The 24,551-nt window shown below is 63.0% G+C and carries 25 protein-coding genes; 12 read left to right on the forward strand and 13 right to left on the reverse strand.

Annotation, left to right across the window (positions count from 1 at the left end):
- Positions 1 to 31 precede the first annotated feature (31 nt).
- Genes urtB through APH35_RS04665 form a run of 5 tightly spaced genes read left to right on the forward strand, consistent with a single transcriptional unit; the run spans position 32 to position 4,748 of the window.
- Positions 32 to 1,552 (forward strand): urea ABC transporter permease subunit UrtB, encoded by a 1,521-nt coding sequence (gene urtB / locus APH35_RS04645; RefSeq protein ID WP_374701313.1) that lies wholly within the window; start codon positions 32 to 34, stop codon positions 1,550 to 1,552.
- Complete coding sequence (gene urtC / locus APH35_RS04650; RefSeq protein WP_012274416.1) at positions 1,552 to 2,631, forward strand: urea ABC transporter permease subunit UrtC; 1,080 nt, start codon at positions 1,552 to 1,554, stop codon at positions 2,629 to 2,631. Before urtB ends, urtC begins: the two co-directional genes overlap by 1 nt.
- Complete coding sequence (urtD, locus tag APH35_RS04655) at positions 2,628 to 3,485, forward strand: urea ABC transporter ATP-binding protein UrtD (RefSeq protein ID WP_012274417.1); 858 nt, start codon at positions 2,628 to 2,630, stop codon at positions 3,483 to 3,485. Before urtC ends, urtD begins: the two co-directional genes overlap by 4 nt.
- 17 nt (positions 3,486 to 3,502) lie before the next feature.
- Entirely contained in the window at positions 3,503 to 4,201 is a 699-nt protein-coding gene (gene urtE / locus APH35_RS04660) for an urea ABC transporter ATP-binding subunit UrtE (RefSeq protein ID WP_060493417.1), read from the forward strand.
- A gap of 31 nt (positions 4,202 to 4,232) precedes the next feature.
- Positions 4,233 to 4,748, forward strand: a complete 516-nt coding sequence (locus APH35_RS04665; protein ID WP_060514277.1) for a GNAT family N-acetyltransferase — start codon at positions 4,233 to 4,235, stop codon at positions 4,746 to 4,748.
- A gap of 68 nt (positions 4,749 to 4,816) precedes the next feature.
- Here APH35_RS04665 and APH35_RS04670 read toward each other — a convergent pair whose 3' ends face one another.
- The gene (locus APH35_RS04670) at positions 4,817 to 5,122 is read right to left on the reverse strand and encodes a chaperone modulator CbpM (protein ID WP_012274420.1); all 306 of its coding nucleotides are present in this window, start codon (positions 5,120 to 5,122) and stop codon (positions 4,817 to 4,819) included.
- 2 nt (positions 5,123 to 5,124) lie between these two features.
- Positions 5,125 to 6,081: a curved DNA-binding protein gene (cbpA, locus tag APH35_RS04675; protein ID WP_012274421.1), complete on the reverse strand. Its 957-nt coding sequence runs from the start codon at positions 6,079 to 6,081 to the stop codon at positions 5,125 to 5,127.
- A gap of 164 nt (positions 6,082 to 6,245) precedes the next feature.
- Here cbpA and APH35_RS04680 point away from each other — a divergent pair, with 164 nt between their 5' ends.
- A complete protein-coding gene (locus APH35_RS04680; RefSeq protein ID WP_012274422.1) occupies positions 6,246 to 7,517 on the forward strand; it encodes an Hsp70 family protein in 1,272 nt (423 codons plus the stop codon).
- A 36-nt stretch (positions 7,518 to 7,553) separates the two neighbouring features.
- Here the strand turns inward: APH35_RS04680 and APH35_RS04685 are convergent, their stop codons facing one another.
- The 3 genes from APH35_RS04685 to APH35_RS04695 form a co-directional block, all read right to left on the reverse strand.
- Complete coding sequence (locus APH35_RS04685; RefSeq protein WP_060514278.1) at positions 7,554 to 8,561, reverse strand: AI-2E family transporter; 1,008 nt, start codon at positions 8,559 to 8,561, stop codon at positions 7,554 to 7,556.
- 70 nt (positions 8,562 to 8,631) lie between these two features.
- Entirely contained in the window at positions 8,632 to 8,919 is a 288-nt protein-coding gene (locus tag APH35_RS04690) for a PsiF family protein (protein ID WP_012274424.1), read from the reverse strand.
- A 63-nt stretch (positions 8,920 to 8,982) separates the two neighbouring features.
- Positions 8,983 to 9,771, reverse strand: coding sequence for an AraC family transcriptional regulator (locus tag APH35_RS04695; protein ID WP_060514279.1), 789 nt, complete (start codon positions 9,769 to 9,771; stop codon positions 8,983 to 8,985).
- 162 nt (positions 9,772 to 9,933) lie between these two features.
- Between APH35_RS04695 and APH35_RS04700 the strand changes: the two genes are divergently transcribed.
- Entirely contained in the window at positions 9,934 to 10,806 is an 873-nt protein-coding gene (locus tag APH35_RS04700; protein ID WP_012274426.1) for a DMT family transporter, read from the forward strand.
- Here APH35_RS04700 and APH35_RS04705 read toward each other — a convergent pair.
- Complete coding sequence (locus APH35_RS04705) at positions 10,803 to 11,693, reverse strand: esterase/lipase family protein (protein WP_060514280.1); 891 nt, start codon at positions 11,691 to 11,693, stop codon at positions 10,803 to 10,805. The two genes, APH35_RS04700 and APH35_RS04705, sit on opposite strands and share 4 nt — an antisense overlap.
- Before the next feature lie 122 nt (positions 11,694 to 11,815).
- On the opposite strand from APH35_RS04705, the gene osmE reads away from it, so the two are divergent.
- A complete protein-coding gene (gene osmE, locus APH35_RS04710) occupies positions 11,816 to 12,157 on the forward strand; it encodes an osmotically-inducible lipoprotein OsmE (RefSeq protein ID WP_004576961.1) in 342 nt (113 codons plus the stop codon).
- A 36-nt stretch (positions 12,158 to 12,193) separates the two neighbouring features.
- Complete coding sequence (locus tag APH35_RS04715; RefSeq protein ID WP_012274428.1) at positions 12,194 to 12,724, forward strand: ferritin-like domain-containing protein; 531 nt, start codon at positions 12,194 to 12,196, stop codon at positions 12,722 to 12,724.
- Positions 12,725 to 12,835: 111 nt separating this feature from the next.
- Here APH35_RS04715 and APH35_RS04720 read toward each other — a convergent pair whose 3' ends face one another.
- Complete coding sequence (locus APH35_RS04720; protein WP_060514281.1) at positions 12,836 to 14,902, reverse strand: AsmA family protein; 2,067 nt, start codon at positions 14,900 to 14,902, stop codon at positions 12,836 to 12,838.
- A gap of 341 nt (positions 14,903 to 15,243) precedes the next feature.
- Between APH35_RS04720 and APH35_RS04725 the strand changes: the two genes are divergently transcribed.
- The 3 genes from APH35_RS04725 (at position 15,244) to APH35_RS04735 (ending at position 17,640) form a co-directional block, all read left to right on the forward strand.
- On the forward strand, positions 15,244 to 15,741 hold the full coding sequence (locus tag APH35_RS04725; protein ID WP_012274430.1) for a hypothetical protein: 498 nt from the start codon (positions 15,244 to 15,246) through the stop codon (positions 15,739 to 15,741).
- Positions 15,742 to 15,863: 122 nt separating this feature from the next.
- Complete coding sequence (locus APH35_RS04730; RefSeq protein ID WP_012274431.1) at positions 15,864 to 16,499, forward strand: TetR family transcriptional regulator; 636 nt, start codon at positions 15,864 to 15,866, stop codon at positions 16,497 to 16,499.
- A 43-nt stretch (positions 16,500 to 16,542) separates the two neighbouring features.
- Complete coding sequence (locus APH35_RS04735; protein ID WP_041166604.1) at positions 16,543 to 17,640, forward strand: AGE family epimerase/isomerase; 1,098 nt, start codon at positions 16,543 to 16,545, stop codon at positions 17,638 to 17,640.
- Between the two features lie 127 nt (positions 17,641 to 17,767).
- On the opposite strand, the gene APH35_RS04740 is transcribed toward APH35_RS04735, so the two are convergent.
- From APH35_RS04740 to APH35_RS04765, 6 genes are all read right to left on the reverse strand, one after another.
- Positions 17,768 to 18,535, reverse strand: coding sequence for an SDR family oxidoreductase (locus APH35_RS04740; RefSeq protein WP_012274433.1), 768 nt, complete (start codon positions 18,533 to 18,535; stop codon positions 17,768 to 17,770).
- A 594-nt stretch (positions 18,536 to 19,129) separates the two neighbouring features.
- Positions 19,130 to 19,846, reverse strand: coding sequence for an ABC transporter ATP-binding protein (locus APH35_RS04745; RefSeq protein ID WP_060514282.1), 717 nt, complete (start codon positions 19,844 to 19,846; stop codon positions 19,130 to 19,132).
- Entirely contained in the window at positions 19,843 to 20,718 is an 876-nt protein-coding gene (locus APH35_RS04750; protein WP_010955466.1) for an ATP-binding cassette domain-containing protein, read from the reverse strand. Before APH35_RS04750 ends, APH35_RS04745 begins: the two co-directional genes overlap by 4 nt.
- On the reverse strand, positions 20,715 to 22,016 hold the full coding sequence (gene livM / locus APH35_RS04755) for a high-affinity branched-chain amino acid ABC transporter permease LivM (RefSeq protein ID WP_060494688.1): 1,302 nt from the start codon (positions 22,014 to 22,016) through the stop codon (positions 20,715 to 20,717). The genes APH35_RS04750 and livM overlap by 4 nt, the downstream gene beginning before the upstream one ends.
- 5 nt (positions 22,017 to 22,021) lie before the next feature.
- Positions 22,022 to 22,936: an ABC transporter permease subunit gene (locus APH35_RS04760; protein WP_012274436.1), complete on the reverse strand. Its 915-nt coding sequence runs from the start codon at positions 22,934 to 22,936 to the stop codon at positions 22,022 to 22,024.
- A gap of 154 nt (positions 22,937 to 23,090) precedes the next feature.
- Entirely contained in the window at positions 23,091 to 24,227 is a 1,137-nt protein-coding gene (locus APH35_RS04765) for a branched-chain amino acid ABC transporter substrate-binding protein (protein WP_003249588.1), read from the reverse strand.
- Positions 24,228 to 24,551 lie beyond the last annotated feature (324 nt).

Here is a 24,551-nt window from a genome sequence, read left to right on the forward strand (position 1 = left end):
TGCTTCCCCTGTAGGAGCGAGCTGGCTCGCGATGTATCCACCGCCGATCTCCAGGATTACCCGCATGCTCAGACTCCTGCTCACCCTGCTCCTGCTACTGCCGCTGGCAACCCAGGCCAGCGAGGGCGAATTCTTCCTTACCGCCAAGCCCGCCGAGCAAGCCCGTCTGCTCGAAGGCTGGGCGGCGCAACCAGATGCCGCGCGCCTGCCACTGCTGAATGAACTGCGCCAAGGCCGCATCGCCGCCGATGACACCCGCAAGTTACGCCTGAACAACCGCCTGCGCGGCCTGATCGACAACGCCCTGGCCAGCCACCAGTTGCTCAGCGACAACAGCGACACCCGCCTGGCCGCCGCCCAACACCTGCAAAAAAGCGCACAACCGGCGCAGATGGCCTTCCTCGACCGGCGCTTCGCCGCCGAGCCGGACGCCGCCGTCCACGCCGCCCTGGGCCTGGCCCTGGCCAACCTGCAACTGGGCGCCAGCGAACCCGCCGTTCGCCTGGCCGCCGTGCGCCTGCTGGGTGAAACCGGCGACCCGCTGGCCCGCACCCGCCTCGAAGCGTTGCTGCAACCGGATGCGGAAGCCGATGCCGGCGTACGCACCGCCGCCGAAACCAGCCTGGCCCAGGTCAAGCGCAAGCTGCTGGTCGGCGAACTGCTCGGCCAGGCATTCAGTGGCCTTTCGTTGGGTTCGATCCTGCTGCTGGCGGCGCTCGGCCTGGCGATCACCTTTGGCCTGCTCGGGGTGATCAACATGGCCCACGGCGAGATGCTGATGCTCGGCGCGTACAGCACCTACATGGTCCAGGTGCTGCTGCAGCGCTACGCCCCAGGCGCCATTGAGTTCTACCCGCTGATCGCCCTGCCGGTGGCCTTCGCGGTCAGTGCCGGTGTGGGCATGGCGCTGGAGCGCGCGGTCATCCGCCACCTGTACGGCCGCCCACTGGAAACCCTGCTGGCTACCTGGGGCATCAGCCTGATCCTGATCCAGGCCATTCGCCTGCTGTTCGGCGCGCAGAACGTCGAGGTGAGCAACCCGGCCTGGCTGTCCGGCGGTATCCAACTGCTGCCCAACCTGGTGCTGCCGTACAACCGCCTGGTGATCATCGGTTTCGCCCTGGCCGTGGTCCTGCTCACCTGGCTGCTGCTCAACCGCACGCGGCTGGGCCTGAACGTGCGCGCAGTCACCCAGAACCGCAACATGGCGGCTTGCTGCGGGGTGTCCACCGGGCGCGTCGACATGCTCGCCTTTGGCCTGGGTTCTGGCATCGCCGGGCTCGGCGGCGTAGCCCTGAGCCAGGTCGGCAACGTCGGCCCCGATCTGGGCCAAAGCTACATCATCGATTCGTTCCTGGTGGTGGTGCTGGGCGGCGTGGGGCAACTGGCCGGCAGCCTGTGGGCCGCCTTCGGCCTTGGCATCGCCAACAAGCTGCTGGAGCCGCAGATCGGTGCCGTGCTCGGCAAGATCCTCATCCTTGCGTTGATCATTCTGTTCATCCAGAAGCGTCCGCAAGGCCTGTTCGCCCTCAAGGGACGGGTAATCGACTGATGAACCAGCCACTGCTTGTCACCGCTACGCAAAAGGCCGGGCCACGCCTGACCCTGGCCATCGGCGCCGTCGTCGTGCTGCTGCTCGTCGCCCTGCCGCTGCTCTCGCTGCTGCCGGCGGACCATGCCCTGCAGGTGTCGGCCTACACCCTGACCCTGGTCGGCAAGATCCTCTGTTACGCCATCGTCGCCCTGGCCCTGGACCTGGTCTGGGGCTATGCCGGGCTGCTGTCGCTGGGCCATGGCCTGTTCTTCGCCCTGGGCGGCTATGCCATGGGCATGTACCTGATGCGCCAGGCGGCCGGCGACGGCCTGCCGGGGTTCATGACCTTTCTGTCGTGGACCGAGCTGCCGTGGTACTGGGCCGGCACCCAGCATTTTGCCTGGGCCCTGTGCCTGGTGGTGCTGGCACCGGGGCTGCTGGCGCTGGTGTTCGGCTGGTTCGCCTTCCGCTCGCGGATCAAGGGCGTGTACTTCTCGATCATGACCCAAGCCCTGACCTTCGCCGGCATGCTGCTGTTCTTCCGCAACGAAACCGGTTTTGGCGGCAACAACGGGTTTACCAACTTCCGCACCATCCTCGGCTTCGACATTACCGCGCAAGGCACTCGCGCGGTGCTGTTCCTGCTCACGGTCGGCCTTTTGCTGGCCAGCTTGTACCTGTGCTGGCGCCTGACCCGCAGCAAGTTCGGCCGCCTGCTCACGGCGGTGCGCGATGCCGAAAACCGCATGATGTTCTGCGGCTACGACCCACGCGGCTTCAAGCTGCTGGTGTGGGTCCTGAGCGCCGTGCTGTGCGGCCTGGCCGGGGCGTTGTATGTGCCACAGGTGGGCATCATCAACCCCAGCGAAATGTCGCCGACCAACTCCATCGAAGCCGCCGTGTGGGTGGCCTTGGGCGGGCGCGGCACGCTGATCGGCCCGTTGCTCGGCGCCGGCCTGGTCAATGGCATGAAAAGCTGGTTCACCGTGGCCTTCCCGGAGTTCTGGCTGTTCTTCCTGGGCGCACTGTTCATTCTTGTCACCCTGTACCTGCCCAAGGGCGTGGTCGGCCTGTTGAAGAAAAGGAGCCAGCCATGAGAGGCGTGCCCCCGGTTCACCCGGAATTCATGTTGGAGCCGGTGTTCGACCACCTCGGCGCCGGTCGCGACGCCATCGGCCTGGGCCAAAGCCGCAAGGCTGGCCTCGACACCCGCCACGGCACGGTGCTGAGCCTTGAAGACATCAGCGTCAGCTTCGATGGTTTCAAGGCGCTCAACGCGCTGAACCTGTACATCGGTGTGGGCGAGCTGCGCTGCATCATCGGTCCCAACGGCGCCGGCAAGACTACGATGATGGACGTGATCACCGGCAAGACTCGCCCTGACACCGGCAGCGCTTTCTTTGGCGACACCCTCGACCTGACCCGCATGAGCGAATACCAGATCGCCCAGGCCGGCATTGGCCGCAAGTTCCAGAAGCCCACGGTATTCGAGGCGCTGACAGTGTTCGAAAACCTGGAGCTGGCGCTGAAGGCCGACAAGTCGGTATGGGCCAGCCTGGCAGCGCGGCTGAGCGGCGAGCAACGCCAGCGCATCGAAGAGGTGCTGAGCACCTTGCGCCTGCTGCCCCTGGCCCAGCGCCAGGCTGGCTTGCTGTCGCACGGACAGAAGCAGTTTCTGGAGATAGGCATGCTGCTGGTGCAGGAGCCGAAGTTGCTATTGCTGGATGAACCGGTGGCGGGCATGACCGATGCCGAGACCGAGTTCACCGCCGAGTTGTTCAAGGGCCTGGCTGGCACGCATTCGTTGATGGTGGTGGAGCATGACATGGGCTTTGTCGGCAGCATCGCCGACCATGTCACGGTGCTGCACCAGGGCAGTGTGCTGGCAGAAGGGTCGCTGGAGCAGGTGCAGGCGGATGAGCGGGTGGTCGAGGTGTATCTGGGCCGATGATCAATCGAGGACATGACATGCTTAAAATCGACACCCTGCACCAGTACTACGGCGGCAGCCACATCCTGCGTGGCCTGTCTTTCGAAGCCAAGGTCGGCGAGGTTACCTGCCTGCTGGGCCGCAACGGCGTGGGCAAGACCACCCTGCTGCGCTGCCTGATGGGCCTGGTACCCGCCCGTGACGGGCGTATCGAATGGGAAGGCAAGCCCATCACCAGCCTCAAGCCCCAGCAACGGGTCCACGCTGGTATCGCCTACGTGCCCCAGGGCCGCGAGATATTCCCGCGCCTTACCGTCGAGGAAAACCTGCTGATGGGCCTGTCGCGCTTCCCCGCCCGTGAAGCCCGCGAAGTGCCGGCCTTCATCTACGAGCTGTTCCCGGTGCTGGAGCAGATGAAGCAACGCCGTGGCGGCGATTTGTCTGGCGGCCAGCAGCAACAGCTGGCCATCGGCCGCGCCCTGGCCAGCCGCCCGCGCCTGCTGATTCTCGACGAGCCCACCGAAGGCATCCAACCTTCGGTGATCAAGGAAATCGGCGCCGTAATCCGCCGCCTGGCGCAGCGCGGCGACATGGCGATTCTGCTGGTGGAGCAGTTCTACGACTTTGCCGAAGAACTGGCCGACCAATACCTGGTCATGTCCCGCGGCGAAATCGTCCAGCGCGGCCGCGGTGAAAACATGCAAGCCGAAGGTGTGCGCGGGCTGGTAACCATTTAATCTGCATTCAACGACCCTGCGAGACGCTGTCATGAGTTACGAAATCCGCGATGCCCTGCCCACCGACGTGCCCGGCATCCTCGACATCTACAACGACGCCGTGCGCAACACCACGGCGATCTGGAACGAAACGCCGGTAGGCCTGGCCAACCGCCAGGCCTGGTTCGAAGCGCGGGCGCAGCAGGGTTATCCGATCCTGGTCGCGGTAGATGAGACAGGCGTGCTGGGCTATGCCTCGTTTGGCGACTGGCGGCCGTTCGAGGGCTTTCGCCTGACCGTGGAGCACTCGGTGTATATCCGGGGTGACCAGCGCGGAAAAGGGCTGGGACCGGTGTTGATGGCAGCGCTGGTCGAGCGTGCGCGTGGTTGCGGCAAACATGTGATGGTGGCGGCCATCGAGAGTGGCAATGCGGCCTCGGTGCGCCTGCATGAGCGACTGGGCTTCGTGGAGACCGGGCAAATGCCGCAAGTGGGGATGAAGTTTGGCCGCTGGCTGGATTTGACCTTCATGCAACTGGTGTTGAACCCAGGGGCCGAACCAACCTGAAATACGGCCCATTGTGGGAACGGCCTTGCGCGACGCAAGGCCGCTCCCACAGGCGCCAGCATGATCGCCTACATCTGGGTAAACCTGCCCAGCCGCTGGCGCAGCATGCTGTTCTCGCTGCGCAACTGCTGCACTTCCTGCAACAGCTCCAGCGCCAGCGCCACCCCTTCCCACTCCAGTTCCAGCTCCTGGTGCAGCTTGGCCGCACGCCTGGTCAGCAGCGGCGCCTGATCGTCGAACAACCAGTCCTCCGGCGTTCGCCCGGAAGGTTCGACAATGCCGTGCTCGACGATTTCGATCACGCAGTCCGCCGTGACATCGGCTTCCTGACACAGGGTACGCATGTCCAATTGAACGATCAGGGTGCTGCTCATGATCACTTACTCCATTGTGCCCTCGGGTTGAACGCGGCCTTTTCGGAAAGCTTGGCCCACAGTTCACGGGTAGACTCGTCAGACGTGGTCGGCATCACCACTTTGAGCTGCGCGTAAAGGTTGCCGCGCTCGCCCTGCTTGTTCGCCAGGCCCTTGCCGGGTACGCGCAGGCGCTGCCCGCTCTGGCTGTCCGGGCGGATGGTCAGGTTGATCTTGCCCTCCAGGGTCGGTACCGCCACCTTGGCGCCCAGGGCAGCCTCCCACGGTGCCAAGGGCACGGTGATGATCAGGTCATGGCCTTCGACATCGAACAGTGGGTGCGGCGCCATGCGAAGGGTCAGGAACAAGTCGCCATTGGCCCCGCCACCGCTGCCCGGTGCGCCCTGGCCCTTGAGGCGAATGCGCTCGCCGTCGGTCACCCCGGCCGGAATCTTCACGTTCAGGGTCTTGGTGGTAAAGCCGGTGCGCTGGCCCATGGCATTGGTTTGCGGCACCTGGAAGCTGATCTGCTTGGACTCCTTGCTCAGGGTTTCTTCAAGGAACACTGCCAGTTCAAGCTCCACGTCCTGCCCCCGCCTGCCTGCACTGCGTTGCTGCTGCCGAGCGCCACCGAAGGGGTTGCCGCCCCCGCGCCCACCGAAGATCGAGCTGAAGAAGTCGGAGAAATCGCCGCCTTCGAAGCCACCGCCACCGCCACGGTTTTCCCAGCCCGGTGGCGCCTGGAACGGCCGGCCATGCTGGCCGCCGTACTTGCGAATTTCATCGAACTCGGCACGTTTCTGCGCGTCGCCCAGCACTTCGTAGGCCTCGTTGGCCTCTTTGAACTTGTCCTCGGCGTCGCGCTCCTTGCTGACATCGGGGTGATACTTGCGCGCCAGCTTACGGTACGCGGCCTTGATCGCCTTGTCGTCCGCCGTGGGCTCTACGCCGAGTATCTTGTAATAGTCTTTGAAGTCCATCTGTGGATCACCAATGTGAATGTGCGTGTTGCAACAGAAGATAGGGGTCAAGCATAGCCTTTCAAGACCGCCTTGGGTTTGCCCCATGGCAGACGACTGGTCTTGATTCTGTAGCCAAGTGGCATAAACTGCGCGGCCGTTTTCGCTCCGGAAGCTGATTTCCCATGTCTGACGTATCCCCGGCCCGCGCCCTGGGCATCGATTTTGGCACCTCCAACTCCACGGTCGGCTGGCACCGCCCTGGCGTGGAGTCGCTGATTGCCCTGGAAGACGGCAAGATCACCTTGCCCTCGGTGGTGTTCTTCAATATCGAAGAGCGGCGCCCGGTGTATGGCCGCCTGGCGCTGCACGAGTACCTGGAAGGCTACGAAGGCCGCCTGATGCGCTCGCTGAAAAGCCTGCTGGGCTCGAAGCTGATCAAGCACGACACCAGCGTGCTGGGCAGCGCCCTGCCGTTCAAGGACCTGCTGGGCATGTTCATCGGCGAGCTGAAAAAACGTGCCGAAGCCGCTGCGGGCCGTGAATTCGACCAGGTGGTGCTGGGCCGACCGGTGTTCTTCGTCGACGAAGACCCGGCCGCCGACCAGGAAGCAGAAGATACCCTTGCCGAAGTAGCGCGCAAGATCGGCTTCAAGGACGTCTCGTTCCAGTACGAGCCGATTGCCGCAGCCTTCGACTACGAGTCGAGCATCAGCCGCGAAGAGCTGGTGCTGATCGTCGACATCGGCGGTGGTACCTCGGACTTCACCCTGATCCGTCTGTCGCCCGAGCGCCACTTGGTCGCCGAACGCCAGAGCGACATCCTCGCCACCGGCGGCGTGCACATCGGCGGTACCGACTTCGACAAACAGCTGAGCCTGCAGGGCGTGATGCCGCTGTTCGGCTACGGCAGCCGCATGAAGAGCGGCGCGCTGATGCCCACCAGCTACCACCTCAACCTGGCCACATGGCACACCATCAACGCCCTGTACTCGCAAAAGTCGCAGTTGGCGCTGGGCAGCATGCGCTACGACATCGAGGACAGCTTCGGTATCGACCGCCTGTTCAAACTGATCGAGCAACGCGCCGGGCACTGGCTGGCGATGGAAGTGGAAGCCAGCAAGATCGAACTGACCGAGCACGACAGCCGCCGCATCGACCTGCGCCGCGTCGAGCCCGAGCTGACGGCAGAACTGACACGTGCGCTGTTCGAAGAGGCCATCGACGGCCTGCTGGAGCGGGTGCGCGGTAGCGTGACCGAGCTGTTGGCCAAGGCTGGCGTGAGCGAAGGGCAGGTCGACACGGTGTTCTTCACCGGGGGTTCCAGCGGAATTCCGGCGCTGCGCAACAGCGTGTCGGCGATGCTGCCGAATGCGCGGCATGTGGAAGGCAACATCTTTGGCAGCATTGGTAGCGGCCTGGCCATCGAGGCCCGCAAGCGTTACGGCGCAGCCTGAGCCATCTTGGGGCTGCTTTGCAGCCCCAGCACGCTGTCAGACCAGCTCCGCCCGCTTCAGCTCACTCTTCAGGTAGGCATAGTAGATCGGCCCTGCCACCACCCCAGGCAGCCCGAACGCCGCCTCGAACACCAGCATCGCCAACAGCAGTTCCCACGCCTTGGCACTGATCTGCCCGCCCACGATCCGCGCGTTGAGGAAATACTCGACCTTGTGGATGACGATCAGGTAACCCAGCGCTGCCGCCGCCACCCAGATCGACAGCGACAAGCCGACAATGGTGATCAGGGTGTTGGACATCAGGTTGCCGATCACCGGTAGCAGGCCCAACAGGAAGGTCAGCACGATCAGCGTCTTGGTCAACGGCAGGTGCACACCGAACAACGGCATCACCACCGCCAGGAAGATGCCGGTGAAGGCCGTGTTGAGCAGCGAAATCTTGATCTGCGCGAAGACGATGTTGCGAAACGCCTTCACCAGCAGATTGAGGCGCTCGAACAGCGCCGACGCCAGGGGCTTGCGCCGGGAAACATCGGGAATGCGCTGCAAGGCGATGATGGCGCCGAGGATCATGCCGATCAGCAGCGTGACGAACATGTGCGCCATGCCCTTGCCCACCAGTTGCAAATCGCTCAGGTGGCTCTTGATCCAGTCGCCGATGGCGACCTTGAACTCTGCGGCACTGGCGGGCAGGTAGCCTTCGATGAAGGGTGGCAGCTGGCCGCGGGCACGCTCGACCAAGGCCATGAACTTGTCCAGCGAGGCGCCGGGGTTCTCCGCCTCGTGCAGCAAAAAGCTGAAGGCACCGGCAATCAGCAGCGTCAGGGTGCTGACCACCAGCGTGCCGAGCAGGGCCACCGCCAGCCAGCGCGCGCGTTGCCCAGCCAACAGCGGCTGCAGGCGCGGGGTCAGCATGTTGACCAATTCGAACACCAGCAGGCCGGCCAGCAGGCTGGGCAGCAACTTCAGGGGCAAAGCCAGCAGCAGCCCGGCCATGACGATGATCAGGCTGGCCAGGGTGATCTGACGGGGGGTAAAGGTCATACAGCCTCGACGGCAGACAGCGGGAATGCCCGCAGTCTGCCAGCCTTGGCGGCGCAGGCATAGGCGCAGGTCATTTCTTCTTCAGGCAGTCGCTCATGTAGGCTTTACGCTCGTCACCCTTCAGGGCTTTGGTGGTGGCGTCGGCGTTGCAGGTTTTCATCTTCTCTTGTTGGGTTTGCGGCACATCCTTCTTCAGGCAGGTGCTCATGAAGGCTTTGCGCTCATCGCCCTTCAGGGCCTTGGTGGTGGCGTCGGCATTGCAGGTTTTCATTTTTTCCTGCTGCGCGGTATTGGCCGCGAAGCCTTGGGCGCTGAACAACACAGCCAACGCCAGCAATGGAATGTGCAGCACTTTCATGGAGTGGTCTCCTTGGCTCCGCGCCCGATGCACGGGGGTCGAGCTGAGTGTAGCCAAGAATTCTCAGCGCCCCGCCCGCGCCTGCCGGCGGTATTGCTCGGGCGTGCATTGGGCCTGGCGCTGGAACATGGCGATGAACGCCGAAGCGCTGCTGTAGCCCAGGTCGAAGGCGATGGCCTGAATCGGCAGGCCAGCTTCCAGCGCTTCGATGGCGCGCAAAAAACGCAGGCGCAAGCGCCATTCGCCAAAACTGATGCCCAATTCGCGCAGAAACTGGCGGGCCAGGGTGCGTTCGCTGACATGCACTCGGGCAGCCCAGTCGGCCAACGGGCGGTTGTCGCCAGGCTCGGCGCTGAGCGCGTCGAGCACCTGGCGCAAGCCATCGCTGTGGGCAAACGGCAGGTAGCAGGCCTGGGTGGGTGCCAGCAGCAATTGATCGAGCAGAACCTGCACCAGGCGTTGGTCGCGCGGGTCTTCGGCCACCTTGAGGTCGCGACGGGCGAAGTCGGCGAGGATGGCCTTGAGAATGTCACTGATCATCAAGCTGCACGGTTGCCGTGGCAGCGCGGCGCACAGGCTGCGGTCGAGGTAGATGGAGCGGTAGACGATGGCCTGCGGGTTGTAGCAACCATGCGCGGTGTCGGGCGGCACCCACACGGCGTAGCTTGGCGGTGACAGGAAGCGCTGGCCGGCAACGTCCAGATGCATCACGCCGTGAGCGGTGTAGTTCAGTTGACCCCAGGCGTGGCAGTGCACGGCGCTGTGGGTGTCGGCAACGAACTCATCGTGGCGGAAGTACACCGGGGCCGGGAGCTGGGTGAACTGAGGGATGTCGAGGTATTTGCGCGGCATGCTGTCTGCTTGGCAGGGTGGGTTGTCTGGATGGAAGTATAGGCTTTTAGACAGACAGTTGATAATGGCTGCCATCGGGGCCTGCTGCGCAGGCCTTGTGTCGCAAAAGGGGCGCACAGCGCTCCAAAAAATCATCGCGATACTTCAGAGAATCTCTGCAACATGAATTACCTGTTCCCCCTCACCGCCATCCTCATCTGGGCCGGTAACACCGTGGTCACCAAGATGTCCGCCGGCGCCATCCACCCCGCCGAGATCGGCTTTTATCGCTGGCTGCTGGCTGCCTTGCTGTTCACCCCGTTCCTGCTGCCCGCCGTGTGGCGCAACCGAGCGGCCATCCGCCCGCACCTGGGCAAGGTGTTCGTGCTCGGCGTACTGGGCATGGCGATGTACCAAAGCCTGGCCTACTTCGCCGCCGGCATCACCAGCGCCACCAACATGGGCATCATTCTCTCGCTGATGCCGCTGATGTCACTGGCACTGTCCATCGCCTGGCTGGGCCAGCGCCTGAGCTACGGCGCCCTGTTGGGTGCGCTGGTATCGTTCTTCGGGGTACTGGAGGTGGTCAGCGCCGGCCACCCCGCCAGCCTGCTGCAACAAGGGCTGAACAGCGGCGACCTGCTGATGCTGGTGGCTACCCTGGCCTATGCGCTGTACAGCTTCCTGCTGAAGAAATGGCAGCTCCGCCTGCCGCCGATGCAGTTGCTGTACCTGCAGGTGCTGGTGGCCATCGTCGTGTTGCTGCCGCTGTTCCTGCTGTCGGACAAAACCGGCCTGAACAGCCACAACATCGGCCTGGTGTTGTATGCCTGCGTGCTGGCTTCGATGATCGCGCCACGGGTGTGGATGCAGGCCGTGCACCGCCTAGGGCCAAGCCGCACCACGCTGTTCTTCAACCTGCTGCCGTTGGTCACTGCGCTGATCGCCGCCGGTGTGCTCGACGAGCAACTGGCCAGTTATCACCTGGTCGGCGGCTTGCTGACCCTGGCCGGCGTAGTGCTGGCCGAGCGCTGGACCACGCCGATCCGCCGCTAAAGCCCGGCGGCCTTGAGCCGGGCGGCATGTTCGGTAAACAGCCGCACGGGCTCGGCGCCCTTGCCCACAGCGCCGAGCGACTGGTTGACGATGTCCAGGTGATCGAGCGGGTAATCGTCGCCGATCACCTGCCCCAGGTGCGAACTGAAACGCCCGACCATACCGTCGCACTGGCCCTTTTCCTTGATGAAACTGCGCGCGAACAGGCGGCAGAAACGGTTGCTGCCGTCAAAACGGTTACGCCCCTGGTCGGTCAGGCCAGGCTGCAAGGTGCCCGACCAAGAGTAATAGCGCACGCCGTTGACCTCATGGGCCCCTTCCCCACCCCAGGTCTGCGGCAGGCCCTGTGGATAAGCCTGGTTGAACAGTGCCACCCCGGCACTGGTCAGCGACTGGTGCGAGGCGTGCACATCCACCGGCAGCGGCTCGCGGCGCCAGCCCGTTTCCAGCCATACCAGCAAAACGGCAAAGCCATGCAGTACGGCCTTGAGGATGCGCCCCTGGGGTGAATCGCCCGGTGCCGTACGCGCCAGGTGGTCGGCCAGTTCCGAGCCATGGTTGGGCCCGGCCACCGAGGTGACCGAGGCCACCCGCCCAGGCCGCTTGGCCGCGGCGTAGCGTGCACTCAGGGCGCCCTGGCTGTGGCCGATGAGGTTGACCTTGTCGGCGCCGGTGCGTTGGCAGATGTCTTCGATGATCGCCAGCAACTGCTCACCGCGCACCTCGCTGCAATGCAGCGGCGAAACCTGCACCGGAAATACCTGCGCCCCACCCTTGCGCAGGGCCGGCACGATGCCGAACCAGTAGGGGTAGAGCACCATCCGAACAAACCCGAGCATGCCCGGCACCAGCACCAACGGGTATCGCGTGGCCAATTCCTGTGGCATCACCCAGCCCCTTTGCGTGAACGACCGGCCAACACTACAGCGGCCATCATGGCCATCGCAATCGAACTCCCGGCGTGCGCTGTGGTTCCAAACCACACAGACCCTTTGCAAGGAGCGGGACCATGTACAAGCAGACCCTGGCAATCCTTCTGGCAAGCGCCACCCTGGCCGCCTGCGGCAGCCGCCCGGAAAACCCGGTGGACTACGTCACCTACCGCGACGAGCCGCTGGTCAAGCAGGTAGAGAACGGTATGACCATGCAGAAGGTCATCGCCATTGGCGGCAGCCCGTCGAACGTGATCGACCTGCCGCACGGGGGCACCTGCAACGACTACATCCTCAACCGCGATGGCAAACAGCAGCCCTACTACGTGCGCTTCGACGCCACCGGCCATGTCGACGCCAAAGGTTTCAAAACCTGCAAGCAACGCCAGGAAGACAGCGACGCCTTGCATGGCGCATAAGCCAATGCCCAAACCTGACCCCTGCTGGAGATAACCATGAGCAACGTTGAACTCACCGATGTGAAAACCCTGCGCGAACGTGCCCGCCAGCATGTAGAGCAAGGCGCCGTGACCGAGGGCTATCACGCCGATCGCAAAGAGATCCTGCGCCTGCTGAACGAGTCGCTGGCCACCGAGCTGGTCTGCGTACTGCGCTACAAGCGCCACTACTTCATGGCCAGCGGCATCAAGGCCAGCGTGGCAGCCGAGGAGTTTCTGGAGCATGCCACCCAGGAAGCCGAACACGCCGACAAGCTGGCCGAGCGCATCGTGCAGCTGGGCGGCGAGCCAGACTTCAACCCCGATAACCTGACCAAGAATTCGCATGCCCAGTACGTGGCAGGCAATTCGTTGAAAGAGATGGTGCTGGAAGACCTGGTGGCGGAGCGGATTGCCATTGATAGCTACCGCGAGATCATTCAGTACATTGGCGATAAAGATCCGACTACGCGGCGCATCTTCGAAGACATTCTGGCGCAGGAAGAAGAGCACGCGGACGACATGTCCGACCTGTTGCAAGGGTTGTAATCGTTAGGGGCTGCTGTGCAGCCCATCGCGACACAAGGCCGCTCCTACAAGGGATCGCGTACCCCTGTAGGAGCGGCCTTGTGTCGCGATGGGCCGCACAGCGGCCCCCTGCTATTTCCGCCCTTTCACCGCCGCCGGTGCCTTGCCCGCTTTCATCTGCTGCAACAACGGCGTGCACTGGTTTGGATCATCCCCGCTGCTGGGCGCAATCAGCGCCAGCAACCCTGCCGCCGGCCCGGCCACCACACCCAGCGCCACCATTCCCGCGCCGCGCAACGCCAGCGGCAGCGCCTGCACACCGGCACTCGGCTTGGCAAACGGTCCACGCACGTACAACGGCGAGCGCAGCGAGAACAACCGCAGCCCTTTCGACTCCGGGGTGATCTTCAAGTCCAACTGCTCGGAGGCAAAATTGGCGGTGCCGTTGATGTAGATGATCGCGTTCTCGGTATCGAAGATGAACAGCCGCGTAGTCGCCAGGCCATCCTTGATACCCACATCGGCTGCCGCGCAGTTGATCTTCACGTCCTCATCACCGAACAGCTTGCCGACCACATAGTTACCCACGTTCAAACCGGCAATCTCCATCAGGCTGCGGCTGATGGCGCCATCGTTGATCAGCATGCGCAGGTCGCCATTGGCCGTACCCAGCAAGGCTGCCACCGAGTTGCCACGGCCCGTGATGTCGGCATCGCCGTTCAATTCGCCAAAGCTGGTCTGCATCGGCGCAAACGTGGGGAACAGTTGCTTGAGCTTGAAACCCCGTGCCGTCAACTGTGCCCGGCCCTGCAAGGGCACGCTGCGCCCGTCAAGGCGGATATTGGAGGCCAGGCTGCCACCGGCCACGCCAAAGCGCAGGGGCTCCAGGCGCAGCAGGCCGTCATCGAGTATCACGTGGGCCGACAGGTCATTGAACGGCAGTTGCGTGCTGTGCACGATGCGCTTGCCAGCAAAAGTGACGTCAGCATCCATCGCGCGCCAGCGCTCGGTGCGGAACTCTTCAACCGGTAGCACCTTGCCCGTCGGCTGCTTGCTGGCACCACCCCGGGCCTTCTGCTCGGCGTTGGAATCGGCGCCGATCAGCGGCGCCAGGTCTTTGAACAGTAACTGGTTCGATACCAGTTTGCCGGACAGTTTGGGCCGTGGCTGGCTGGCGACGAAGGCCAGGTCACCGTGAATATCGCTGTCGCCGATCTTGCCGTTGAAGCCCTGGTAATTGAACGTCGCCCCTTGTGCCGCGTGCAGGTTGGCGCTGAGGCGGCCATCGGTGGAGTAGGCCGGCGTGTCCGGCAGGGTTACCCCGGTCAATGGGTAGAGGTTGCCCAGGCTGGCACCCGACAGGCGCAAGCGCAGGTCGAGGGCGCCGAGGTTGCGCGGGTCGGTCAGGGTGCCGGCTAGCACCACGTGGGTGTCGGCGATGCGCACATCGGCCTGCAGCGGGAACGGCTGGCTGGCGTCCTGCAGCGCCAGCAGGCCGCCGATCTTGCCAGTGCCGGACACTGGCTGGCCTTTGTAGCGGCCCTGGGCCTTGAGGCCGAAGGCATAGTCCTGCGCAGCGCCAGCCTTCTCGGCGCTGGCCTTGCCGACAATGTCGCTGAACGGGATTGGCTTGCCCAGCGGGTCGATCTGCACCTTCATGCTGGTTTTCAGTGTCTGATCGTCGAAGCTGACGTTGCCCTGGTCGAAGCCGATGGCGCCAATATCCAACTGCCACTTTGAAGGTTCTGCGTTTTCATCCTTGGGGCCGAAGTCGAACACCCAGTTAGCGCGTCCATCGGCCAGGCGGGTGAGGTTGGCGGTAGGCTTGGTAAGGTTGATGCGAGGGATGCTGATCTGCTGGAACACTAGCGGCAGCGGCGCCAGGCGGAACTCCACGCGCTCCAGGCCGACCATATCAGGCTCCTTGAGCCAGTCCGGGTTGCCCAAGGTCAGGTCCTCGGCAATGAAGTGCGGCCACGGCACCCAGGCACGCCAGCCGCCCTCTTCGGGCTCGGTACGCCAATGCACAGCGAGGTTGCCATTGATTGCGAAAGGCCGGTGCAAGGCCTCGGAGACCTTCTCGTTGAGCAGCGGCTTGACGCGGTTCCAGTCGAAGGTGGCGATCACCACCACCAGGATTGCCAGCAGGGTGAACAGGCTGGTGAGGGTCCAGACGAGAATTCTGGCGGGACGCGTCATTGCGTGAATCTCCTTGCGGTATGACACAGAACAGGCACTTCAGTGGCACTCAATATCTCGGACTCATGAAAACCCATGGGGTTTTATCGATGGCGCCATGATAGCGAAGTTTTTCCTGGCCCTTTGCTCAGCAATTTATCGCGCCAGGCTGTACATGTTACCCAACGGAGGCACGGCCAGCGGTTTGCCTGCGCGCCTGAAAGGCGCTGATTAGAGGCGTTGCGAACCTCTATCAATACGGTCGATTGTTACCATTACCCGTATGAACTTCTCTCTGGCGTTACGCGGCGTAGCATTGGCTTCGTACCCACTTTCCAGCCCCCGAGAGGAGCACCGAAATCATGAAACGCCACCTGCTGACCCTGACCCTGTCCCTTTTGGCCGCCAACGCTTTTGCCCTGCCGGCTTCCGAGCAACACCTGACCGCCGAATCGCGCTCCAGCGCTGCCGAAATCGCCCAGCCACTGAAAACCGTAGCTGAAGGTGGTTCCGATCGGTTGATCGAACGCAGTGGCCGCGTTGCCGAAGGTGGTTCCGATCGCCTGATCGAACGCAGTGGCCGCGTTGCCGAAGGTGGTTCCGATCGCCTGATCGAACGCAGTGGCCGCGTTGCCGAAGGTGGCTCGGATCGCCTGATCGAACGCAGTGGCCGCGTTGCCGAAGGTGGCTCGGATCGCCTGATCGAACGCAGTGGCCGCGTTGCCGAAGGTGGTTCCGATCGCCTGATCGAACGCAATGGCCGCGTCGCCGAAGGTGGCTCGGATCGCCTGATCGAACGCAATGGCCGCGTTGCCGAAGGTGGCTCGGATCGCCTGGTTGAACTCAGCCGTGTGAGCTGATCACCATGGCCGAAAAGAACAACCTCTGTCACAACGCTTGCTCCCCTCCAGGCCCGGTCCATTGACCGGGCTTTGTTTTTTTATCTAGAGTGCCCAGCCTTACCGTCACAGAAGCCCGCATCATGCTACCGCGCGCCGAACAGAAGCTTCAGACCCGCCAGGCCCTGCTCGATGCAGCCTGCCTGCTCATGGAGAGTGGCCGTGGTTTCGGCAGTGTCAGCCTGCGCGAGGTGGCGAAGACCGCTGGCATCGTACCGACCGGCTTCTACCGGCATTTTTCCGACATGGATGCCCTGGGCCTGGCCTTGGTGGCCGAAATCGACACCACCTTCCGCCAGACCATCCGCCTGGTGCGGCAAAACGAATTCGAACTGGGCGGCATCACCGACGCTTCGGTGCGCATCTTCCTCGACGTGGTAGCCGCCCACCGCGCGCAGTTCCTGTTCCTGGCCCGCGAACAGTACGGCGGTTCGCAGGCCGTGCGCCAGGCCATTGCCCGCCTGCGCCAGGACATAAGCGATGACCTGGCCACCGACCTTGCGCGCATGAAGCGCTGGCAGCACCTGGACAGCGCCGCGCTGGCGGTGATGGCCGACCTGGTAGTGAAGACCGTGTTCGCCACCCTGCCCGAACTTATCGACAGCCCGGAAGCAGGTTACCCACAGGCGCTGACGCCGCAGGAAAAGATCACCCAGCAGTTGCGCTTCATCTTCGTCGGGGCGCGGCATTGGCAGGGCTTGGGCAACCCTCAACCCTAGTTCTGCTAACATGGCGCCCTGCCCGACAGCGACGAGCGCCGACATGTCCGACCCCCGCCCCACCCTGCCCGAACTGGCCCGTTTCAACCAGCACTTCGCCGAACGCATCGTGCCAATGTGGCAAGGCCCAGGCTGGAACGCCGACATGGCCCTGCCCTACGAGGCGCTGGACGCCCAGCACCAACCCTTGCCGGTGCAGCGCTACCGGGCCATGGCCTGCGCACGCCAGCTGTATCTGTTCAGCAGCCGTATCGGGCAACCGGGCGCCGCCGAGCGCGCATCAGCCCTGTTCCGTTCGCTGCAAAAGCACTTCCACGATGCCGAGCACGGTGGCTGGTTCTACAGCATCGACGCCCAGGGCAAGCCGCTGGACCGGCGCAAAGACCTGTACACCCATGCCTTCATCGTGTTCGCCTGCGCGCACTACTGGGGCAAGGTGCGTGAAAGCCTGGTGGAATCCACCCTCAACGCCGCGCTCGACATCATCGACCAGCAGTTCGCCCGTGACGACGGCCTGTACGAAGCCAGCCTGGGCGAAGACTGGGCCGACCTGGGCAGCGGCCCACTGCAGAACCCGCAGATGCACTTGGCCGAGGCGTTTCTGCAGGTACTGGCAGTACGTGACGATGAACATGTCCGCCAGTCACTGCTGCAACTGTGCGAGGCGCTTGAGGCGCACTTCATCGAACCGGCCCACGGCCTGATGCTGGAAAAGCCACGCGGGGCTGTGGATAACTGGTTCGAACCGGGGCACCAGTTCGAATGGTTCTACTTGCTGCACACCTCGCCGCTGCTACGTGACACGCCGCTTTATGCGTCCATCGACCGGGCTTTCGGCTTTGCCGAACAGTTCGGAGTGAACGATGCGGCGGTGTTGGCGATGCTGAATGTGGACGGTCAGGTGCTTGATGCCACCCAGCGCATCTGGGCACAGGCGGAATACCTGCGAGCGCTTGTGTTGCGCGCGGGGGGCGAGGCGAAGCTGTCGGGGCAGTTGCAGGCGCTGCAAACGCGGTTCCTGCGGGAAGCGGGCTGGTATGAGTGCCGCGATGGTGAGGGGGCGGTGAGTCGGCATGATATGCCCTCTACTACGCCCTATCATTTGGCGACCTGCCTGGAAGGGTTGCAGCGCCTGAACTGACGCATTCGCGGGTAAACCCGCTCCCACAGTGATCGCGCCAGCTTTTAGGTTTTGTGCAAGACCGGTGCTCCCACAAGGATTGCACAGTACCTGTGGGAGCGGGTTTACCTGCGAAAAGGCCCTTGGATCAGCCCTTGGCCGACCGGTCGATCGAGAAGCCTGCCCAGTCCTGACTCACCGGCATCAGCTCCAGGCTGTTGATGTTGATGTGCGCCGGCTGGTTAAGGATCCAGAAGATGGTCTCGGCAATGTCCTGCGGCTGGATCGGCTCGGCACCTGCGTAGGTGGCGTCGTACTTGGCCTGGTCACCGCCGAAACGCACCAGCGAGAACTCGCTCTCGCACAGGCCCGGCTCGATGTTGCTCACGCGCACGCCGGTGCCGCGCAGGTCGCAGCGCAGGCTCAACGAGAACTGGCCGACGAAGGCCTTGGTGCCACCGTAGACGTTGCTGCCCGGGTACGGGTAGTTGCCCGCCACGGAACCTACGTTGAGGATCGAAGCGCCGCGGCCATGGGCGATCAGCCGTGGCAGCAGCAGCCGGGTGGTGTACATCAGGCCCTTGATGTTGGTATCGACCATGGTTTCCCAGTCGTCCAGGCTACAGTTCTGCGCCGCATCCACACCCAATGCAAGGCCGGCGTTGTTGACCAGGCCGCGAATCTTTTCGAACCCGGCCGGCAGATTGGCGATGGCCTGCTCCATGGCCTTGCGGTCACGTACGTCGAGCACCAGGCCATGCACTTCGGTCTTTGCCGACAGCTCGGCGCACAGGGCGTCCAGGCGCTCCTTGCGGCGGCCAGTGAGCACCAGCTTCCAGCCAGCTTCAGCGAAACGGCGGGCGGTGGCCTCACCGAAACCGGAAGTGGCACCAGTGATGAATACGGTGGACGTCATGCTCTGTTCCTCAAGGTAGGTTGTCATGGCAGCTTTGCAGCATGCCCTCGCCAAGCGCCGGCAGCAAGCCGTTCAAGGCACTGATCATTTTTTGTTCATATTCGGCAAACCCTTGTGGCAGAGGGCTCGGCGACAGGTATGCGCATGTTATCCACAAGGCTTTCCCCACGGATTGGGGGCAACTTTTCCACCGTGCGGAACCCATTCAGCGTTCCGTGGTCGGTGGATATCTTTCAGGTGATGGCGCAAGGCTTTCAAGCATGCCGCCTGCAGCGGTCTGTCCAAGGTTTTTGCACAGAGTTATGCACAGGCTTGGCGCTAATTCCGGCATGCTTTCAGGGCTGTGGGAAACACCGAAAAAACATCCACAAGCGGGATGTGGTCAAAAAATGATCGCATTGCTGGAGGGCTTGCTATCACAGGGCTGGAGCGAGATGCCACCATGTTTTCCACAGGCGGTTCCACATTATCCGTGGACAAGATCAAGCCTGTGGAAACAAGGGCTTGCAGGGGAGTATTGGCGTGTGTCGAGAGAAAGACACGGCAAGTTGTCCACATTGAGAATGGGGCTGCCTTGCAGCCCCCGAATACAACTCAGTGCCCGCCAAGGTAGGCGTTACGCACCTCCTCGTTGACCAACAGCTCCTGCCCGGTACCGGTCATGCGAATCTGCCCGTTGACCATCACATACGCCCGGTCCGACAGTTTCAGCGCATGGTTGGCGTTCTGCTCCACCAGGAAGATGGTCATCCCGGTCTTGGCCAGCTCTCGCAAGGTCGAGAAGATCTGCTTGACCACGATCGGCGCCAGCCCCAGCGAGGGCTCGTCCAGCAACAACAACTTCGGCCGGCTCATCAGCGCCCGGGCAATCGCCAACATCTGCTGCTCGCCACCGGACATGGTCATGGCCCGCTGGTTACGCCGCTCCTTCAAGCGTGGGAACAACTCGTACATGCGCTGCATGTCTTCGTCGGCATGTTTGTCGCCGATGGGGATGGTACCCATCATCAGGTTTTCCTCGACGGTCATGTCAGGGAACACCCGGCGCCCTTCCGGCGACTGGGCAATACCGTTGGAGGCGATGTAGTGCGACGACTTGCGGGTAATGTCGGTGCCGCGATAGACGATATGCCCAGACGCTGCCCGCGGCTGGCCGAAAATCGACATCAGCAGGGTCGACTTACCGGCACCGTTGGCACCAATCAGGCTGACCGTCTCACCTTCGTTGATGTACATCGAGACCTTTTTCAACGCCTGGATCGGCCCATAGAACACGTCCAGGTCCTTCAGCTCCAGAATGGGTGCACTCATACCAGTTCCTCTTCGTCTGCACCCAGGTAGGCGGCGATCACCGTCGGGTTGTGGCGGATGTCCTGCGGCGCGCCTTCGGCAATCACGTTGCCATGGTCCAGCACCACGATATGGTCGGAAATGCTCATGACCATGCCCATGTCATGCTCGATCAGCACCACGGTGATGTCGTGCTCGTCACGCAGTACGCGGATCATGCGGCTGAGGGCTTCGGTTTCCTGGGGGTTCAGGCCCGCCGCCGGTTCATCCAGGCAGATGATTTTCGGCCGTGTGCACATGGCTCGGGCAATTTCCAGGCGCCGCTGCTGGCCGTACGACAACTCGCCGGCCAGGCGGTTGGCGCAGTCGACCAGGTCGACCACTTCAAGCCAGTAGAACGCGTGGTCCAACGCATCGCTTTCGGCCTTGCGGTAGGCCTTGGTGTTGAGCACCCCGGCCAGCAGGTTGCGATTGACCCACATGTGCTGGGCCACCAGCAGGTTCTCCACCACCGACATTTCCTTGAACAGGCGAATGTTCTGGAAGGTGCGCGCCAGGCCCGCGCGGTTGACCAGGTGGGTGCCGCCGAACATCTTGTAATACATGCGGTTGGCAAAGCGCGCAGGCGACACGAAATCGGCCGCCTGGAAGCGTTCGCCAAGCAGCTGGATGACGTTGGTGTGGCTGCCGCGCACGTTCAGCTCGATACGCCCGCCACTGGCCTTGTAGAAGCCGGTCAGGCAGTTGAATACCGTGGTCTTGCCGGCGCCGTTGGGGCCGATCAAGGCAAAGATCTGATTGCGCCGGACCTTGAGGCTGACATCGCTGAGCGCCTTGATGCCACCGAACTGCATCATCAGGTTGTCGACCGAGAGAATGATATCGTCGCTCATGGCGCCACTCCTTTACGCGGGGTCACACCGGTACGGCTGATGCGGATCAGCCCACGCGGTCGCCAGATCATCATCAGCACCATCAACACGCCGAACAGCAACACCCGGTACTCGGAGAAGCTGCGCAGCAGCTCCGGCGCCACTGTAAGCACGAACGCCGCGATGACCACGCCCACGGTCGACCCCATGCCACCCAGTACGACGATGGCCAAGATCAGCGCCGACTCGAAGAAGGTGAATGACGACGGGTTGACGAAGCCCTGGTAGGTGGCGAAGAACACCCCGGCCAAGCCGGCGGTGGAGGCACCCAAGGTAAACGCCGAAAGCTTGACCAGCACGTGGTTCAAGCCCATCGAACGGCAGGCGATTTCGTCTTCGCGCAGCGCTTCCCAGGCCCGGCCGACCGGCATGCGAGTCAGGCGGTGCTTGATGTACAGCACGGCCAGCACAACCAGGAACAGCACGGCGTAGATGAACACGAACTTGAGGTTGGCGTTGTACTCGAAGCCGAAGAACTCGTGGATCGGCACCCCGCCATCCTTGGCCCGGCGGCCGAACTCCAGGCCGAAGAAGGTTGGCGAAGGCGCCGGCATGCCGTTGGGGCCACCGGTGAACGACAGCCAGTTGTTCAGCACCAGGCGGATGATCTCGCCAAAGCCCAGGGTCACGATCGCCAGGTAGTCACCGTGCATTCGTAGCACCGGGAAACCAAGGATGCAGCCCGCCAGCGCCGCAGCGATGGCCGCCAGCGGCAGCACGCTCCAGAAGCCCAGGCCGAGGTACTGGTAACCCAGCGCCAGGCCGTAGGCACCGATGGCGTAGAACGCCACGTAGCCCAGGTCGAGCAGGCCGGCCAAGCCGACCACGATGTTCAGGCCAAGGCCCAGCAGCACGTAGATCAGGCCGAGGATGACCACGGTCAGCAGGTACTTGTTGGCGAAGATCGGGAAGACGATGGCAATCACGATCAGTGCAGGGATGATGTAGCGCAGGCGCGACTTGTAGTCCGGGGCATTCACATGCACGCCCGAGCCACCGCTGTCGAAGCCCTGGAGCATGCGCTGCCCAGGGGCGGTCTGCAGGAACAGGCTGAGCAGGAAGCGCCCGACCATCACACCACCGACCAGCCACGCCACGCGGCGCGGCTCGGCATTGAAGGTGTAGCCGTCGAGCACCACGCCAACGACCGGGCCAAACACGATGAGTGCCAGCAGGCCAGCGACGAGGGTCTCCAGCAGGCTGCGTTTAATGTCGAAACCCTTGGTTTCGCTAACAGAGGCAGTTTTGGCAACGGACATGTTCATCACACCTTAGCCACGAGCGGGCGACCCAGCAGGCCTTGTGGGCGGAAGATAAGGATCATCACCAGCAGCGAGAAGCTGAACACATCCTTGTAGTCGGAGTTGATCAAGCCAGAGAACAGCGACTCGGAAATACCCAGGATGATGCCGCCGAGCATGGCGCCAGGCAGTGAGCCGATACCCCCGAGCACCGCGGCGGTGAATGCCTTGATACCGATGATGAAGCCGGCGTAGAAGTCGAACGTGCCGTAGTTCATGGTGATCAGCACGCCGGCCAGGGCGGCCATCACGGCGCCGATGACGAACACGTAGGAGATTACCCGGTCGGTGTTGATGCCCAGGATCGAGGCCATCTTGCGGTCTTGCTGGGTGGCACGGCACATGCGGCCGAGCTTGGTGTACTTGATCACGTAGGTCAGCAGGCCCATGCCGACGAAGGCTGCCACCAGAATGAAGATCTTGGTATAGGTCAGTTGCACGAAGCCGGTGCCGACTTCGACACGCATGGCACCTTCCAGCAAGGTTGGCACGCCTTGCTGGCGGGCGCCCTGGCTGATCTGTGCGTAGTTCTGCAGGATCAGCGAAATGCCGATGGCACTGATCAGCGGCGCCAGGCGGGTGGAGTTACGCAGGGGTTTGTAGGCGATGCGCTCGATGGTGAAGCCATAGACGCCCGTGACGACGACGGTGAACAACAGCGTGCCCAACATCAGTAGCGGGAACGACTCGACGCCGAAGTAAGCCAGCAATGCCAGGCTGATTGCCGCGAGGTACGCGGAAATCATATACACCTCGCCGTGCGCGAAGTTGATCATGCCGATGATGCCATAGACCATTGTGTAGCCGATGGCGATCAGGCCATAGACCGACCCGAGGGTCAGGCCGTTGACCAGTTGCTGCAGGAAAATACCATCCATAACGCAATCTCACCTGATTGAGATTGCACGAGCGCCGACCACGGCGCGGGCCACCTGTGCAGGGCCCTCGCAGCGCAGAACTGTGCAGATCTACGAATAAAGACTGGTACCGCGGGGCTTGGGCCCGAGCATCAGCCCGGGCCGTGGGCCGTTTTTATTTTTGTTTTTCCAGCTGGTGGTATTTACCGGTCTTGTCCCACTGGTAGACCACATAGTCGGAGACGGTCAGGTCACCTTTGCTGTCCCACTTTTTCTCGCCCATGACGGTCTGCACCGGGTTGGCCTTGAGCCACTTGGCAGCGTCTTCGCCTTTGTTCGACTTGGCGCCATTGAACGCGGCGGCCAGGGCCTGCAGCGAGGCATAGGCGTACAGGGTGTAGCCTTCAGGTTCGGTACCGGCCTTACGGAACTCCTCCACCACCGCCTTGCTGTCTGGCAGCAGGCGCGGGTCGGCACCGAAGGTCATGTACACGCCATCGACGTACTGCGCACCGCCAGCGGTGGACACCAGTTCGTCGGTGACGATGCCGTCATCGGACATGAACTTGACGTCCTTCAGGCCCTGCTCGCGCAGCTGGCGTACCAGCGGGCCAGCTTCCGGGTGCAGACCACCGAAGTAGACCACGTCGGCGCCGGTGGAGCGGATCTTGGTCACCACGGCGCTGAAGTCTTTCTCGCCACGGGTCAGGCCTTCGTACAACACTGGCTTCACGCCGCGTTTTTCCAGCTGCGCCTTGGTCGCGTCCGCCAGGCCCTGGCCGTAGGTGTCCTTGTCGTGCAGTACCGCGACTTTCTTGCCCTTGAGCACGTCGACGATGTAGTCGCCAGCGACGATACCCTGCTGGTCGTCACGGCCGCACATGCGGAACATGGCGCTCAGGCCGCGCTCGGTAACCTGTGGGTTGGTGGAGCCCGGAGTAATGGCGATGACACCCGCCTCGTCATACACCTCGGACGCCGGGATGGTGTTGGAGGAACAGAAGTGGCCGACCACGCCGATCACTTTGTCCTGATCCACCAGGCGGTTGGCCACGGCCACGGCCTGCTTCGGTTCACAGGCGTCATCGCCTTTGACCAGGACGATTTTCTCGCCGTTCACGCCACCGGCGGCGTTGATCTTGTCGGCCGCTGCCTGCGCACCTTTCATGTACTGCTCGCCAAACGCTGCGTTTGCCCCGGTCATGGGGCCCGCTACACCGATCTTGACGTCGGCCTGAACATACGAAGAAACACCCAGTGCCGTAGCTACGGCCAGAGCCAGGAAACCTTTCTTGTAAAACGTCTGCGACATGAGGTGGTGCTCCTAGAGTTTTTTTTGGTTGGCACTACAACTTCTCAGCCCTGTGCTCTGAGCAAGGGCCGTGCCATAGGTTTTGTCTTCCGGGAAAACACACTGTGCAGGGTGCCAGCAGGCGACCGGCGGCCTTTTCTTTATTGAGCGTGCAACCGTCTGCCGTGCGGCGGGCGCCACCACACGTACAGACAAGGAGCAACCGCCTGGTGCCATCATTGCAACCTCGGCAAGTGTTTACGTGCAACCGCCCTGTAACAGCGGACGTCACCGAAGTGCACACCGCTGGTGCGCGACTGCTACAGGCGGCACCGTTTGAAGGCT

Origin of the sequence: Pseudomonas sp. NBRC 111132 (assembly GCF_001320565.1) — a bacterium.
GTDB classification, from domain to species: Bacteria; Pseudomonadota; Gammaproteobacteria; order Pseudomonadales; family Pseudomonadaceae; genus Aquipseudomonas; species Aquipseudomonas putida_P.

Coding starts and splice junctions, on each gene's coding strand:
- APH35_RS04730 (WP_012274431.1), top strand. CDS start 15,864: ATGCTACCGCGCGCCGAACAGAAGCTTCAGACCCGCCAGGCCCTGCTC.
- APH35_RS04715 (WP_012274428.1), top strand. CDS start 12,194: ATGAGCAACGTTGAACTCACCGATGTGAAAACCCTGCGCGAACGTGCC.
- APH35_RS04725 (WP_012274430.1), top strand. CDS start 15,244: ATGAAACGCCACCTGCTGACCCTGACCCTGTCCCTTTTGGCCGCCAAC.
- urtE (WP_060493417.1), top strand. CDS start 3,503: ATGCTTAAAATCGACACCCTGCACCAGTACTACGGCGGCAGCCACATC.
- APH35_RS04740 (WP_012274433.1), bottom strand. CDS start 18,535: ATGACGTCCACCGTATTCATCACTGGTGCCACTTCCGGTTTCGGTGAG.
- APH35_RS04705 (WP_060514280.1), bottom strand. CDS start 11,693: ATGCCACAGGAATTGGCCACGCGATACCCGTTGGTGCTGGTGCCGGGC.
- APH35_RS04685 (WP_060514278.1), bottom strand. CDS start 8,561: ATGACCTTTACCCCCCGTCAGATCACCCTGGCCAGCCTGATCATCGTC.
- APH35_RS04695 (WP_060514279.1), bottom strand. CDS start 9,771: ATGCCGCGCAAATACCTCGACATCCCTCAGTTCACCCAGCTCCCGGCC.
- cbpA (WP_012274421.1), bottom strand. CDS start 6,081: ATGGACTTCAAAGACTATTACAAGATACTCGGCGTAGAGCCCACGGCG.
- urtC (WP_012274416.1), top strand. CDS start 1,552: ATGAACCAGCCACTGCTTGTCACCGCTACGCAAAAGGCCGGGCCACGC.
- APH35_RS04765 (WP_003249588.1), bottom strand. CDS start 24,227: ATGTCGCAGACGTTTTACAAGAAAGGTTTCCTGGCTCTGGCCGTAGCT.
- APH35_RS04760 (WP_012274436.1), bottom strand. CDS start 22,936: ATGGATGGTATTTTCCTGCAGCAACTGGTCAACGGCCTGACCCTCGGG.
- osmE (WP_004576961.1), top strand. CDS start 11,816: ATGTACAAGCAGACCCTGGCAATCCTTCTGGCAAGCGCCACCCTGGCC.
- APH35_RS04700 (WP_012274426.1), top strand. CDS start 9,934: ATGAATTACCTGTTCCCCCTCACCGCCATCCTCATCTGGGCCGGTAAC.
- APH35_RS04690 (WP_012274424.1), bottom strand. CDS start 8,919: ATGAAAGTGCTGCACATTCCATTGCTGGCGTTGGCTGTGTTGTTCAGC.
- APH35_RS04665 (WP_060514277.1), top strand. CDS start 4,233: ATGAGTTACGAAATCCGCGATGCCCTGCCCACCGACGTGCCCGGCATC.
- APH35_RS04750 (WP_010955466.1), bottom strand. CDS start 20,718: ATGAGCGACGATATCATTCTCTCGGTCGACAACCTGATGATGCAGTTC.
- urtD (WP_012274417.1), top strand. CDS start 2,628: ATGAGAGGCGTGCCCCCGGTTCACCCGGAATTCATGTTGGAGCCGGTG.
- APH35_RS04720 (WP_060514281.1), bottom strand. CDS start 14,902: ATGACGCGTCCCGCCAGAATTCTCGTCTGGACCCTCACCAGCCTGTTC.
- APH35_RS04745 (WP_060514282.1), bottom strand. CDS start 19,846: ATGAGTGCACCCATTCTGGAGCTGAAGGACCTGGACGTGTTCTATGGG.
- APH35_RS04670 (WP_012274420.1), bottom strand. CDS start 5,122: ATGAGCAGCACCCTGATCGTTCAATTGGACATGCGTACCCTGTGTCAG.
- urtB (WP_374701313.1), top strand. CDS start 32: ATGTATCCACCGCCGATCTCCAGGATTACCCGCATGCTCAGACTCCTG.
- APH35_RS04735 (WP_041166604.1), top strand. CDS start 16,543: ATGTCCGACCCCCGCCCCACCCTGCCCGAACTGGCCCGTTTCAACCAG.
- APH35_RS04680 (WP_012274422.1), top strand. CDS start 6,246: ATGTCTGACGTATCCCCGGCCCGCGCCCTGGGCATCGATTTTGGCACC.
- livM (WP_060494688.1), bottom strand. CDS start 22,016: ATGTCCGTTGCCAAAACTGCCTCTGTTAGCGAAACCAAGGGTTTCGAC.